This is a genomic window from Shinella sp. M31, assembly GCF_049199205.1.
Lineage (GTDB): Bacteria > Pseudomonadota > Alphaproteobacteria > Rhizobiales > Rhizobiaceae > Shinella.
Window position 1 is genome coordinate 1 of the sequence record NZ_JBLZPH010000101.1, and the last position, 13,630, is coordinate 13,630.

Genomic DNA, 13,630 nt, shown 5'->3' on the forward strand with positions numbered 1-13,630 from the left:
ACCTCGCGGGGGGCGCCGTCATCGACATCGGGCCTGCCGAGCGCTATGCCTGCGTCGAAATCCCAACCTACAAGGAATATGGAATGCCGCGCGGATCGCATCGCGTTGCGGATCGCGTTAAAATAATCGTCGGCGTCCACGATGATTGAAAAATCGTCCGCGCGTGACATACGCCAGCAATTGGCCGCGGGCCGAAACAAAGACCCGTCAGGCATTCAGACCTCCCTTAAGGCACTCGGACAAACATTAAACCGGAGAAGTGTTTTCGATCAATCGTGACCGGCATGGCGAGCGGAAAATTCATCGCGACTTTATTCAATTTCCAGTGGCGATTTGAACAAACGTCTGGCCCATCATTTCAGGCAATGTTCTTGATCGCCCCCTGCTCGCCGGTTGAGAGATCGCCGAGGATGCATTCGGACTATGTCAATGATGTTGAAGAGTCACCATGATAAGACGGGCAATCAGTCGATCTTGAGTAGCTCGCTCGATCCGCCTGAGGAATTCTGGGCTCTGAATCCGGTGTTCGGTGCACGCACGATGCGATACCTCGCCTCCACCAGATTGTATATGCCGAAAGAAGCCAGGCCAAGGGCGACCACCGAATACAGGGTACCCCCAAACGGCAATCCGCGAATCCAGTTCAGTGCGTCAACCATGCCTCCCGCTTGTTCGGTGCGACGCTGACAGCGGCATAGACAAAGAAACACCCTGCAATCACGAACAGGACGCCCCTGGAGGCGAGGCCGTAGACGCAGGCAATTCTCAGCGGTTTGAGACCGCAGGCCGCCTCATCGAGATATCGCTCATATTTTCGAAGGACGCCTTTTGCGATGGTGACAGAGCCGCCGATCACGAAGCTGATTCCAATCACGCCCGCAAGGTAGCGCCCGAAAGGTTGCGCCATCACCCATTCCGCCAAACCCCGCTGGCCATCGCTATTTCCCTGGGACCCAAGATCGAGTGCGTGATCAACCGCATAGTAGGCGAGGCCGGAATAGGCGATCGCGCTTCCAAACAGGGCGACCCGGATGGCCGTGCCTTTCAGATCGCTGTGCTGGTTGTCGGCATTCAAGATGGACTGCGCGAGCCGCCAGATGACGAAACCCATTAGCCCCAACGCGATCAGGCCAACCCAAATCCTCCCGAAAGGCTGCCCGAGCAGCGTGTCCAAAGCAGACTTTGTGTCCGATTTTCCGCTGGAGAGCCCGGAAAAAAGGGCGAGGCCGCCAATAAGGAAAAACACTGCGGCCCGGGCCGCATATCCAGCCCTGGCTATCCATTGAAATTCTTTTGCGGACTGCATGCGTAACCCGTTTCCATGTGGCGTGTTGGCCTCAAACGGGTAAGCCGATGACAGGTTCCCGCTCCTTCAACGCTCTTGTTCTAGGATTCGCGACAAAGTGTTCGCTAAACCTGTTGCGAAGAAACGAACGGATCCACGGTTAAAGCTCCAAGAGATCGGGAAACCGCGACGGCGGCATATGGTAGGGCGCGTGTCGGTTGAGACGTGCGGGAGACGATCATGCGGGATCGGCTCCCATCACAAGGCCTTCGATGTCGTGCTTCTGGGTGATCGGCACCAGTTCATCGACGACTCGACAGACGAGATGCTGCCTGGCGATTTCGGGGAGGGCGTCATGCCACTCGCGCGTCACCATCATGTCGTGCAGTTCGGCATGCCCAGCTCCCGGTCGGTCGACGCCGAGCACCATTACGGGCCGGGCAATGGGCGACAGATGTTCGGTGCCGCGATGAACCGTCAGCGCCGAACGGCAGGAAATGTCCCCCCGCCGCGGATATTTGCGCGCGGCACGTTCCTGGAAACGGCCCCACAGCGCCTTGTCGGGGAACATTTCGTGCTTCCAGTCACGACCATCGTCATACTGCGTTCCCGGCGCGACCTCGAAAGGCCCCATATCCTCCGTTACGTCTACGCCGGTGAGATTGAAAGCGAGCGAGGTGATTTTGCGGTCGCGATAGGTGTCGACCGGCGAGGGGAAGTCGCGATGCCAAGGCTGGTACTTTGCGCCCTGGAAGGGCACGTCGAAGCCGATTTCCACGATCTGATAGTCCGGTCCGAGCACATTGGTGCAGACATCGACGACCCAAGGATGAGTGATGAGATCGACAAAGCCGCCAAAGGCCTGCGGGTGGATTTCAACATACCATCGGCGTGGCCCGCGACCGACGGCGCCGCCCGGTCTTTGTATGGCAGACCAGAACGCGGTCATCATGTCTTCGCGCATCGCGTCGGCCCATTGCGGGGTGAAAGCGCCCTTCAGCCCAATAATGCCATCCTCGGCAAGCTGTGCGACTTGCGCACCGATATCATAGTCGAATGTAGGTTGCGTAATCATTCGTCCGTTCCTCCAACTACTCTCAGGCTACCTCTACTAATAATTATTAGTCAATGGTCTAAATTTATTAGTTGGGTTAGAAGGAACGGAATGGAGGCGTGATGAGCAGCCCGAAGACGAAGAAGCGCGTGACGATGATGGATGTGGCGAAGGCCGCCGGCTGTTCGCAGGCGACCGTCTCCGTCGTCCTGAACAATGTCACCGATATCAAGATCTCGCCGGACCTGCGTACGCGGGTGCTGGAGCTGGCTCAAACCCTCGGCTATGGGCTTTCAGGTCCGATACGGCGGGCGGGCTTGGATAATTTGCGCGGGAGTTGCATCGGCTTCATCGTGGACCAGCTCGCGACGACGCCGGAAGCGGTCAACGCGATCGAGGGCGCCCGGCACGCCTCCTGGGAAAACGACGTGACAATCTTGGTGGCACAGACGCAAGGGCGGGCCGAACATGAGCGGAAGGCCGTGGAGCGCCTTCTGCAGGCCGGTGCGCAGGGTATTGTCTACATGTCGATCTTTACCCGTCGCGTGTCGCTCGACCCCGTTCTGGAAAAGCTCCCCGTACCGCTGGTGCTGCTCAATTGCTATACGAACGACAACCGATTCCCAGCCGTTGTTCCGGATGAAACGACCGGCGGCCGCATGGCCACGATGTCCCTGATCAGAAAGGGCCATACACGTATCGGCACGATCGTCGGCGAGAGCTTCATGGAGGCGGCACAGGATCGCTTGACGGGATACAGGGAAGCACTGGCACAAGCGGGCATCGCCTACGACGACAGCCTGGTGGCCGAAGGGAACTGGACGCCGACCTCCGGTTTCGAAGCAACGCAGAAACTTCTGTCGCTGGAGCACCCACCGACCGCGATCTTCTGCCAGAACGACAAGATGGCGATGGGATGCTTCAACGCAATCACAGAGGCGGGGATGAAGATCCCTGATGATCTTTCCGTCGTAGGCTATGACGATGATGAGCTTTCGCGCCATCTGCGCCCTCAACTGACCACGCTCGAACTTCCCCATCGACCGATGGGTGCGTGGGCGATCGCGCAGCTCGCTAGGAAACCAGCCTCGGCACCGCACGCTATTCACAAAGTTGCATGCGCGCTAATCGAACGTGCTTCGGTTGGCAGGTGCTCCGCACGGTCCTGAACGTGTTCCTTCGGGGTCACTCGCCCCGGTGTCTTGCGACGGCAATGACGCCGCTCATACCTCGATCGCGCGGCGGCAAATACTGCGAGGTCGCGATAGCCGCCGCGTCAAGTTTGGGATAGCTGCGTAGGAACGCGACCGTGGTCCACGCCTCTCGTAGCGCCACGCAACCGGCTAGGCCGGCCGGGCGCCACACGCGCTCATTAGCCGAGCGAGCTTGGCCGTATCAACCAGTTCGCCCTTCTCGAGCTTTGTTATTTCCAATTCCGTCAGTCCGGATATCACCGAAAGCTGCTCGAGCGTATAGCCCCTGGACTTGCGAAGCTCTGCGATCGGATTTTTCACGTCGATTGTCATGCGCATCTCCTGTTGGTGCATCGCAATATAGGGATATTGCAGCGCAATCCAAGATGCATGACACGACAGGCAGCGCGTTGACGCGGAACAACGTTATGCACCGAGCATTGCACGTCCATCAAGGAGAGCAGTCATGAACCGCATCATTTACATTGTGGGTCTAATCGTCATCGTACTCGTCATTCTGTCCTTCCTCGGGCTGAGATGACGCGACGCTAACTGAAACGAAGTATTTCTGCCCGCTTCAGGCGCTCCTGTGCCGTGTCATCAACTTGGCTTGCAGCACCACGACAACCAAAAGGAAGGCGCCGCGGATGACGGATTGCCAATAGGCGGAAAGGGAGATCCAGCCGAGGCCGTTTTCGAAATTGAGAATGTTGAAGACCATTGCGAGCAGCAATGCGCCGGCCAGCGTCGCGCCGACCGAGCCGGAGCCGCCGGTCAGAAGCGTGCCGCCCACGACGACAGAAGCAATCGCGAACAGTTCCCAGCCGACGCCCTCTGTCGGCTGGCCGGCGCCGAACTGTGCGGCAAGGATGACGCCGGCAAGGCCGGCGAGCGTGCCGGAGGCGGCGTAGACGATAGCAAGTGTCCGCTCGACCTTGAGGCCCATCAGACCGGCCGTCGCCTCGCCGTCGCCGATCGCCAGGATATGGCGGCCGACCGGCAGCTTTTCGAGTATCAGCCAGCCGAGAACATAGGCCGCAAGTCCGATCCAGGCCGGGATTGGAAAGCCGAGGAAATCATCTTGGCCTATGGTGGTGAAGCCCGTGTCGTAGGAGACGGAGACCGACTGGTTGTCCGCCAGAAGCAGCCCTGTGCCATAGGCGGCAAGCATGGTCGCGAGCGTGGCTATAAAGGGCTGGATGCGCATTTTCGTGATGATGAAGCCGTTGAGCGCGCCAACCGCGAGGCCCGCCGCCATGCCGCCGAAAAGTCCGGCCGCCCAGTGATAGGGCGAAAGCAGCGCTGCGACCACGCTCGCCATGGCTGCCGTGCCGCCGACGGAAAGATCGATGCCGCCGGTGATGATGACGAAGGCCATGCCCAGTGCGATCAGCGCGAACATGGAGTTGTAGCGCAGGAAACTCAGAATATTGAAAGGCGACAGGAAATTGTCGTAGCGCAGCGCGCCGAACAGGATGAGGCCGGCGAGCGCCAGGATGACGCCGATGCGGGCGAGATCGCCTGACGACTTGATGGTGAAGGGGCGGAGGAGGGCGTGCATGAAGGAACTCCTCAATGTTTGTCGGCGCGCTGCTGGATGAAGACGGCGAGCACGATCAGCCCGGCCTTGACGATGAGGGCTGCGGCATCCGGCACGCCATTGGCGAGAAGCGTGTAACGCACGAGTTGGATTACGAAGGCGCCGAGCAGAGTGCCGACGATATTGGCCCGCCCGCCCGTCAGCAGCGTACCGCCGACCGCGACGGCGGCGATGGCGTCGAGTTCCATGCCGAGCCCGACGAGATTGGCGTCGCTCGCCGAATTGCGCGCCACCACGATCAGGCCGGCAAGGCCGGCGAGCGCCCCGCTGATCATGTAGACGAGCAGCTTGACGCGCTTGACCGGAATCCCGGTCAGCCGCGCCGCCTTCTCGTTACCGCCGACCGCGATGATCTGACGGCCGATGACGGTGTAGCGGATCATGGCGGAGGCGAGAACGGCGATGACCAGCATCAGCACGACCTGTGCCGGAACGCCGGCGATGCGGCCCATGGCGATGAACTGGAAGCCTTCGTTCTTGAAGACCTGGAGGTTGCCGTTGGTCATGACCTGCGCGATGCCGCGGCCGGCGATGAACAGCACGAGCGTCGCAATGATCGGCTGAATGGAGAAGTGCGTGACGAGCAGACCGTTGAACAGTCCGAAGAGGCTGGCGACGACGACGGGCAGCAGCAGCGCGAGTGCCACCGCGAAAGCCATGTTCTCGACGTGGAAGAACTGGCCCATGAAGATCATTGGCGCGAGCGCCCCCGATATCGCCATCAGCGAGCCAACGGACAGGTCGATGCCGCCGGTGGCGATGACTAGCGTCATGCCTGTCGCCACGATGACGATGGTGGCGACCTGCGTCAGGTTCACGTTGAGCGTCTGCCAGGACAGGAAGTTCGGCGTCACCGCGATGTTGAAAAGGATGAGCGCCAGGAAAGCGACGAGGGTGCCGTATCGGCCAGCCAGTGTGAACAGCCGGCTGCCTGAGGAAAGCGTGCCCGAAGGCTGCGGGGCGGGGGTCTCGATCGTGGTCATGCCATTTCACCCGATGGGTCCACCTGACGGGCCATGGCGGAAAGCAGCGCCGCCTCGCTCAATTCCTTGCGCGGCAGGGTCGCGACCGATGTGCCGTCGCTGAGCACGGTGACGCGGTCGGCAGCGGCCAGAAGCTCTTCCAACTCGGAGGAGATCATCAGCACGCTGAGGCCCTCATCGGCAAGTCTGCGCAGGAGTTTGAGAATCTCGGATTTGGCGCCGATATCGATGCCGCGGGTCGGCTCGTCGATGATGAGCACGCGCGGGTCGGTGGCGAGCCAGCGGGCGAGCAGCACCTTCTGCTGGTTGCCGCCGGATAGCTCCTTGATCGGCTGATCCGGCGAGGCGCATTTGATGCCGAGCGCGCGGATGTAGCGGGTGACGATCTCGTCCTGCCGCGCGCGATCGACGACGCCGGCCTTTTTCAGTTTCGGCAGCAGCGCCAGGGTCATGTTCTCGCGAATGCTCATGTCTGGCACGATGCCGTCGATCTTGCGGTCCTCGGACACGAGGCCGATACCGTCGGCGATCGCATCCGTGGGTTCGTGATAGGCACATTCGCGACCGTCCATACGTAGGGTGCCGCGCTGCATCTTGTCGGCGCCGAAGATAAGGCGGGCCGTCTCAGTGCGGCCGGAGCCGAGCAGGCCGGCAAGGCCGGAAATTTCGCCCTCACGCACCTCAAGGCTGACATCGCGCACCCGCACGCCGGCGCCGGCATGCTCGACGGCAAGGCGGACGGGACGTTCCGGCACATCCTGATCGGGCACCATCGCCTGGAAGGCGGCGAGTTCCTTGCCGAGCATGTGGCGCACGAGTGCCATCTTCGGCATGTCCGCCATCAGGCTTTTTGCCACCGTCTGGCCGTCCCGCATGATCGTCACGCGGTCGCAGATTGCATAGAGTTCGTCCAGCCGGTGGCCGATGAAGATAACGGCGACGCCCGAGCGTTTCAGCGTGCGGATCGTCTCGAAGAGCACGGCGACTTCCCGCTCATCGAGCGAGGAGGTCGGCTCGTCCATGATGACGAGCCGGGCGTTCTGCGTAACGGCGCGGGCGATAGCCACCATCTGCCGCGTTGCGGCATCGAAATGCGCGACGGGACGGTCAACGTCGATGGAAAGGTTGAAGGTCTTTAGCACGGCCTCGGCGCCGCGGCGCATGGCCGCGTGATCGATCAGGCCGAAGCGTTTCGGCTCGCGGGAGAGGTGGATGTTTTCGGCGACCGAGCGTTGCGGGGCAAGGTTGATTTCCTGATAGATGGTCGCAATGCCGGCGCTTTGCGCTTCGGCTGGCATGAAAAAGTCGACCTCCCTGCCATCGAAGGCGATGCTGCCTTCGTCGCGACGGTAGACGCCTGTCAGGATCTTGATGAGCGTCGACTTGCCGGCGCCATTCTGGCCGACAAGGGCCATGACTTCCGCGGGCTCGACTTCGAGCGAAGCCGATTTCAGCGCGGCGACCCCGGCAAACGCCTTGGAAATGCCCTGCATGGACAGAAGCATCGGTTCCTCCTCTATCCCGACCGCATGATGAGCCTACACCCGAGCCGGCCGAAGGTCGTTCAAAAACGGCCGAGACGGCGATGCCGCCTCGGCCGCATGAGGCTTGGGAGTTATGATCAGTAGGCGTTGGCGAGTTCTGCGGCCGCGTTTGAGGCGTCGTAGAACTTGTCTTCGTTTACGAGGATCGGATCGATCTTCTCGCCCTTGGCATAACGCTGCATCGTCTCGAACGCCTTGGGCCCGAAGCGCGGGTTACATTCGACGACCGCCGCGATTTTTCCATCGACCACCGCCTGCACGGCTTCCTTGCCACCGTCGATGGAGAGCACGAGCACATCCTTACCGGGCACCTTGCCGGCTGCTTCCAGCGCCGCGATGGCACCCATCGCCATCTCGTCGTTATGGGCGTAGATGATATCGGCATCCGGATGGGCCTGGAGCAGCGCTTCGGCCACCTGACGGCCCTTGTCGCGCGCGAAGTCGCCGGTCTGCGAGGCGACGATCTCGAAGCCGCCGGCGGCCTTGATCGCTTCGTCGAAGCCCTTCTTGCGGTCGTTGGCGGGCGAGGAGCCGGTCGTGCCTTCCAGCTCGATGATCTTCGATTTGCCGTTGGCGTTCTTGACGAGCCATTCGGCGACGCGCTTGCCTTCCTCGACGAAGTTGGAGCCGATGAAGGTCAGATAGTCCTCACCGGCCTTGGCGAGCGACGGATCGACCGAGCGGTCGAGCAGGATGACCGGGATGCCGGCCTTCTTGGCGGCCATGACGGCGGGGATCAACGGCTTTTCCTCACGAGGTGCGAGGAAGATGACGTCGACACCCTGCGCGATCATCGAGTTGACGTCGGCGACCTGCTTGGCGGCCGAACCGGCGGCATCCGTGTAGACCAGCTGGTAGCCGAGCTTTTCAGCTTCGGCCTTCATGCTGTTCGTCTGGGCGATGCGCCAGGGATTGTTGGATTCGGTCTGTGCGAAGCCGACCTTGTAGGTGTCCTTTTGCGCCAGCTTCGGAACTTCGGCAATCGCGACGCCTGCAACGGCGAGCGCGCCGACAGCCGTTGCCGCGAGCATGAAAGTGCGACGGGAAATCATGGTCATGAGCGGGTTCTCCTCCCAGGGTCTGGCCGGTACTCCTCTACCGGACGTGAGCAAATTCCTGCTTCACATGTGCAAATCTTGCGCTAATAATATTAGCAGTCAAGAGCGAAAATTATGAGCACTTGCAAAAAATCCGCGTGCGGTGCAAAGCACGCCGAGGGCGAGGAACGACGCATGGCCAGGGGAAACGGTCGCAATACGAACAAAGAGGGCAGCGGACGCCCGACCATGACGGATATCGCCCGTATTGCTGGCGTATCCCAATCCAGTGTCTCCCTTGTGCTCAATGAAATGTCTGGTTCGCGCATTTCGGCGGAAACGCAACAGAAAGTGCGCGAGGCTGCTCATAAAATTGGTTATAGATTGCCGGCGACCCGAAGCCCTGTCGCCGCAGCCCCGACGGTCGAGAAGGACACGATCGCCTTCATCGTCGACGAGATTTCCACCAGCCCGCATCCCGTCGTCAGCCTCGACGGCATCCGTGACTATGCCTTCGAGCAAGGTCTTCTCGTTTCGGCCCATGCGACACGCTCGAATCCTGATCTCGAAGAGGCCGTCCTGCGCTCCGTGCTGCGCGATCCCTCGATTGCCGGCGTCATTTATGCGACGATCTTCACACGAAAGGTTTCGGTTCCCAAGGCGCTGAAATCCATCCCGACCGTGCTGCTCAACTGCTACTGCGAACCGCGCCAGCATGTGGCCATCGTGCCGGGGGAGGTGGCGGGCGGCTTCACCGCGACGGCGCATCTGACGTCGCTCGGGCACAAGCGCATCGGCTTCATCAACGGCGAGCCCTGGATGGATGCGGCGATGGATCGTCTGAAGGGTTACAAGCAGGCGCTCGCCACGGCCGATATCGCCTTCGACGAGACGCTGGTGCGCGATGGCGACTGGCTGCCCTTGCGCGGCTACGAGGCGGGACTTGAGCTTCTTTCGATGGACAATCCCCCCACGGCGATCTTTTGCGGCAACGACCTCATGGCCATCGGCGTCATGGAGGCGGTGCAGGAAAAGGGACTGCGTGTGCCGTACGATATCTCCGTCATGGGCTATGACGACCAGGAGCTCGCCCGCTATACCCATCCCCCGCTCTCGACACTGGTGCTCCCGAACTACGAGATGGGGCAAAGGGCTGCGGAAATACTCATCGACATGGCGATCCACGGCAAGCAGATGCGCCCCATGACCATCAAGGTCGACGGCCCTTTGGTCGTGCGCGAAACCACTGGGGCTGGCGGCACGCCTGATTAGGCTTAATCGGATAGCCGGATTTTCGCCTAGAGTCGCGACACGTCTGTAAGGTGGCGGCCTCGGCCAGTCGAGGCTCGCCTCGCTTTTCTATTTCCAACGCGTGGTCAAGGCGGCCGTCACGTCAAGCCGGGGCGCTTCTACGCGACCGTTGGCCGGCGCACGACCGGCGTCCCCTTGGTGAGGTTCTCGCCTTTTGACGGGACAGCGTGATACTATCCGCCAGCCCTCCGAGCGCATAGCTTAGCCGAGGCACTAGAAATGTCGTTAGGAAAGAAGTTAGGAGCCGGTTCAATCAAGAACCGACTCCTTCAATATAATCAGCAAGTTAGCTGAAGAAACTGGCTCCCCGAGCAGGAGCAAACTGCGAACTTTGAGTCGCCGATTACGCGCAAATCTACGCCAGAGCAACCCAAGCAAAGAAAACGCGAGCGAGATCGAGAAGAGCGAGTCCGCCTGGCCGGTGGGCCGAAGCCTTCATTGCGAGAGCGAGCTTACGCATTGGCGGCTGAACGAGGGACAGTGAAGACTCGCGATTTCACGGCGATTGGCATACCCCGCCACTATCTGACGTGGATGTGCGACGAAGGGCTGCTCGTGAAAGTTGGCTACGGCGTCTATCGCGCAAGGGATCGCGTGGCGGCCTGAGCGACGACTATGCTCGTTCCGAGGGGACAGATTTTGACGCATATGGAGGCCGCGATCGCCCGCCGCGGACTTCTGCGCACGTTGCACTATCCCGCTTGCTTTCACTCGATCAGAACGGGTCACCTAATACCCAGGGATGAGTATGGGCGAAATGGATGGGTTGGCTCGGATGGCAAGATTGGGGGAGATGACCTCGCGTCCAACTCCCGTGATTGTCATTACCGCTGTTGCGGATGAGGTGCTCAGGACACGCGCTAAGGCGCAGGGGTGCTATGCCTTTCTACTAAAGCCCTTCGATGCAGAAGCGCCGTTGAAGCACGTCCTTGATGCGATCGGTGATCGCTAAATTTTGGCTCAATCGTCAACCTCGATCACATCGACCCGATCGGCGTAGAAGGCCAAGTGATCCTTCACCTCGGCGGCGGCGAGAAACGGGTTTTCATACGACCAGATGGCGTTCACGCCTCGCTCGCCAGCAGCAGGAATACTGAAGTAGCTAGCGTCTCCTTTGTACGGGCAATAAGTGGAGTGATCAGAGCGGGCCAGCAGCGATGCGTCGATATCTGCTCGGGGGATGTAGAAAACTTTCGAGTGGTTGGTTTCCGAGAGCATGAGCGCTCTCGTCGAATCAGCGATCATTATGCCTTCGGCCTTCACGATGACGCGCCTTTTTGAGCGCTCAATTGTGATTCGATGATTATCATTCGGAATAAGGATGGGGCGGTCTGACAATGTTTCTCTCCGTCGCGTGTTAGCGGCATCCGCCGGTATAGTTGACGAGGTCGTCGTCGTGATCTTGCCGTGACAGCATGTGAAGGGCTCCGTCCCACAAGACGGAGCCCTTCGACCTGGGTGATCTGAAGCGCTCCCTCTAGGCCGCTACCAGCTCCCGACGCTCGGTCGCCGTCATGCGCTCCAATATCTGCCGGGTGGCCGCCATCGGCTGACCTTCGGCCAAGCCCACCGCGATGAGGTCGCTCAAGATCTGGCGATCCTGACGGTTGACCTTGCCGCCGTGATGGAAGCGGTTAAAGCCTTGTACGTCCCAGCGGGAGCATATCCTGTTCCCAGGTGCGCCAGAATTCAAGGATGCTGGTGGCGGTGGTCTGCGCCTTGGCCTGCTGGCCCGCCTGTCCGTGAATGCTGAGCCCCAAAATCTCCAGTGTGGAGGCGGTTCCGAGCCGCCAGAACTCTGATTCCGGATCAATGTCTGCGGGCTGGGGCCAGCCACCCATGCCCGCGGCAGCCAGTTGTGCGAAGGCAGGTGCAGCGAAGATCTTCATTTGTTCGGCGGGCATGACGATGCAAAGCGAGACGCCGCTGACGGAATACAGCGCCGCGAACTGAGCCGCCACCTCTGGCGCACTGTCGTCGACAATGAACCCGAAGGGAAAGCAGTGGCGATAGGCGTAGTCAGCCCGAGCCAGAAGGTCGGCATCCGTGGGCGCATGCAAAGGCAGTTCGGCGCTGCCGACGTTATGACTCTGGATGCCGAGAACCCCGTTGGTGACCTGGTCGGATGCCAAGCCAGACACCGAAAGAAACCACGGCAGCAACTCGACCCCGTAGGTGCCGAGAATGACGCGAGTCGACGTGTTGCGTGCAATACGCCCGACCGCTTCGGCGAGGGTCACGCCGGCCGGGTCGCGTAGCGCGGCGCTATCGAGCGTGATGAGGATATAGTCATATTCGTTCGGCGTGAGCTGTGCGAGGTCGGTAGCAAGCCCGTAGCCGTGGTACGAATTGAGTGCGCCGTCGTCGTAGGAGTAAAGAAGCTGCGGCCTTGCGAGCTGATTGATACGGTGGGGGCGCACCAGAAACGTCACTTCCGCGCCCGACAGCGCAAGATGATAGCCGCTGACGAGACCCATCGCGCCGGCGCCGGCGATCAAAATGCGGGGCTGATTGATTTTTTTCATTGTCGAATCCTGTCCGTGTTGCCGCGAACCGGCGCCGATGAATCTGTTCGGCCTCGTCGCGATGACATGAATCTAAGGATTTTCGGCTATTCGACTATGGCTCAGAATTAGGATGAGCTTGTGAGTGGGGCTCAGTAATCTTTCGCCGGGTTGGTAGACATAACGGCTGTTGGCTATTGCTCCGGCGCGATGCTTCCCCGCCACCGCAATGTCTCGATTACCGCGCGCATCGCCGGCCTGACTTGCCGCCTGCTCGGGTAATATATGTAGCAGGCCTCGTGCGGTACGTTCCAGTCGGGGAGCAGTTCCACCAGCATACCCGTCGCGAGGTGCTGGGCGACATAGTCGCGATGGACATACGCTGGTCCAGCGCCACTGAGCGCTGCAGCAATCAGAACCTGCATGTCGTTCGTTGAGAACGTCGGCTCAACAACGACATGTAGCCGTCTCTGTCCCTGCAGGAATTCCCATTTGAGCAGTGCGCCCGATGACGGGAAACGCCACAAAAGACAGGGGTGCGCCATCAGGTCCTCTGGCCTATTTATCGCCTGTGCGCTGGCCAGATACTCGGGCGCCGCGACTACGGCCGAACGATCTTCGGGGCTGATACGCACCGCAACCATGTCCCTGGCGAGAGCCTCGCCGTCCCGAATGCCCGCGTCAAAGCCGGCCGCGACGATGTCGACTGGAGTGTCGTCAATCGTCAATTCGAGGACTACGTCGGGGTAGTTTCGCCGCAATGTCGAGATTTTTGGGGCAACGTGGGCAAGCGCGCCTACCCTATGCGAGTTGACCCGAACAACTCCCGACGGACGGTCGCGAGCGTCCGCCAGCGTTTCGAGGCCCATCTCGATGTCGCGCAGCGCAGGGCTGAGCGTGTCGAGGAACCGCTGCCCCTCTACGGTTGGCGCAACGCTTCGCGTCGTGCGGCTGAGCAGCCGCGTACCAAGCCGTTCCTCCAACAGCCGGATAGCGTGGCTCAGCGCGGAGCCCGAGATGCCCAGACGACTAGCTGCGCGCGTGAAGCTGCGTTCTTCCGCAATGACCGCGAAGGCCATCAGATCAGCCAGATCCTCTCTCTCTTCATTGCTGAGCTGC

General features: G+C 60.7%; 13 protein-coding genes and 1 pseudogene. 4 read left to right on the forward strand and 10 right to left on the reverse strand.

Annotated elements, in window-relative coordinates:
* Positions 1 to 464 precede the first annotated feature (464 nt).
* Positions 465 to 1,306, reverse strand: a pseudogene (locus tag ACOZKU_RS17430) (DUF1206 domain-containing protein).
* A gap of 217 nt (positions 1,307 to 1,523) precedes the next feature.
* Positions 1,524 to 2,360 carry a phytanoyl-CoA dioxygenase family protein gene (locus tag ACOZKU_RS17435; RefSeq protein WP_421579931.1) on the reverse strand — a complete coding sequence of 279 codons (837 nt, stop codon included), beginning with the start codon at positions 2,358 to 2,360 and terminating at the stop codon, positions 1,524 to 1,526.
* A 101-nt stretch (positions 2,361 to 2,461) separates the two neighbouring features.
* Here ACOZKU_RS17435 and ACOZKU_RS17440 point away from each other — a divergent pair, with 101 nt between their 5' ends.
* Positions 2,462 to 3,508 carry a LacI family DNA-binding transcriptional regulator gene (locus ACOZKU_RS17440; RefSeq protein ID WP_421579932.1) on the forward strand — a complete coding sequence of 349 codons (1,047 nt, stop codon included), beginning with the start codon at positions 2,462 to 2,464 and terminating at the stop codon, positions 3,506 to 3,508.
* A gap of 174 nt (positions 3,509 to 3,682) precedes the next feature.
* On the opposite strand, the gene ACOZKU_RS17445 is transcribed toward ACOZKU_RS17440, so the two are convergent.
* The 5 genes from ACOZKU_RS17445 to ACOZKU_RS17465 form a co-directional block, all read right to left on the reverse strand.
* Positions 3,683 to 3,865, reverse strand: coding sequence for a helix-turn-helix transcriptional regulator (locus ACOZKU_RS17445; RefSeq protein WP_314094934.1), 183 nt, complete (start codon positions 3,863 to 3,865; stop codon positions 3,683 to 3,685).
* A 244-nt stretch (positions 3,866 to 4,109) separates the two neighbouring features.
* Positions 4,110 to 5,093: an ABC transporter permease gene (locus ACOZKU_RS17450; RefSeq protein ID WP_421579933.1), complete on the reverse strand. Its 984-nt coding sequence runs from the start codon at positions 5,091 to 5,093 to the stop codon at positions 4,110 to 4,112.
* A gap of 11 nt (positions 5,094 to 5,104) precedes the next feature.
* Positions 5,105 to 6,115: an ABC transporter permease gene (locus ACOZKU_RS17455; RefSeq protein ID WP_421579934.1), complete on the reverse strand. Its 1,011-nt coding sequence runs from the start codon at positions 6,113 to 6,115 to the stop codon at positions 5,105 to 5,107.
* The gene (locus ACOZKU_RS17460; RefSeq protein WP_421579935.1) at positions 6,112 to 7,620 is read right to left on the reverse strand and encodes a sugar ABC transporter ATP-binding protein; all 1,509 of its coding nucleotides are present in this window, start codon (positions 7,618 to 7,620) and stop codon (positions 6,112 to 6,114) included. Before ACOZKU_RS17460 ends, ACOZKU_RS17455 begins: the two co-directional genes overlap by 4 nt.
* Positions 7,621 to 7,736: 116 nt before the next feature.
* Positions 7,737 to 8,717: an ABC transporter substrate-binding protein gene (locus ACOZKU_RS17465; protein WP_314094927.1), complete on the reverse strand. Its 981-nt coding sequence runs from the start codon at positions 8,715 to 8,717 to the stop codon at positions 7,737 to 7,739.
* A gap of 174 nt (positions 8,718 to 8,891) precedes the next feature.
* Between ACOZKU_RS17465 and ACOZKU_RS17470 the strand changes: the two genes are divergently transcribed.
* The 3 genes from ACOZKU_RS17470 (at position 8,892) to ACOZKU_RS17480 (ending at position 10,959) form a co-directional block, all read left to right on the forward strand.
* A complete protein-coding gene (locus ACOZKU_RS17470; RefSeq protein WP_421579936.1) occupies positions 8,892 to 9,968 on the forward strand; it encodes a LacI family DNA-binding transcriptional regulator in 1,077 nt (358 codons plus the stop codon).
* A 498-nt stretch (positions 9,969 to 10,466) separates the two neighbouring features.
* The gene (locus tag ACOZKU_RS17475) at positions 10,467 to 10,613 is read left to right on the forward strand and encodes a type IV toxin-antitoxin system AbiEi family antitoxin domain-containing protein (protein WP_421579937.1); all 147 of its coding nucleotides are present in this window, start codon (positions 10,467 to 10,469) and stop codon (positions 10,611 to 10,613) included.
* Positions 10,614 to 10,755: 142 nt separating this feature from the next.
* Positions 10,756 to 10,959 (forward strand): response regulator, encoded by a 204-nt coding sequence (locus ACOZKU_RS17480; RefSeq protein WP_421579938.1) that lies wholly within the window; start codon positions 10,756 to 10,758, stop codon positions 10,957 to 10,959.
* Between the two features lie 8 nt (positions 10,960 to 10,967).
* Here the strand turns inward: ACOZKU_RS17480 and ACOZKU_RS17485 are convergent, their stop codons facing one another.
* From ACOZKU_RS17485 to ACOZKU_RS17495, 3 genes are all read right to left on the reverse strand, one after another.
* On the reverse strand, positions 10,968 to 11,345 hold the full coding sequence (locus ACOZKU_RS17485) for a DUF427 domain-containing protein (protein ID WP_421579939.1): 378 nt from the start codon (positions 11,343 to 11,345) through the stop codon (positions 10,968 to 10,970).
* Between the two features lie 296 nt (positions 11,346 to 11,641).
* Positions 11,642 to 12,532, reverse strand: a complete 891-nt coding sequence (locus tag ACOZKU_RS17490) for a ketopantoate reductase family protein (protein ID WP_421579940.1) — start codon at positions 12,530 to 12,532, stop codon at positions 11,642 to 11,644.
* Between the two features lie 173 nt (positions 12,533 to 12,705).
* The gene (locus ACOZKU_RS17495) at positions 12,706 to 13,590 is read right to left on the reverse strand and encodes a LysR family transcriptional regulator (protein WP_421579941.1); all 885 of its coding nucleotides are present in this window, start codon (positions 13,588 to 13,590) and stop codon (positions 12,706 to 12,708) included.
* Positions 13,591 to 13,630: the final 40 nt, after the last annotated feature.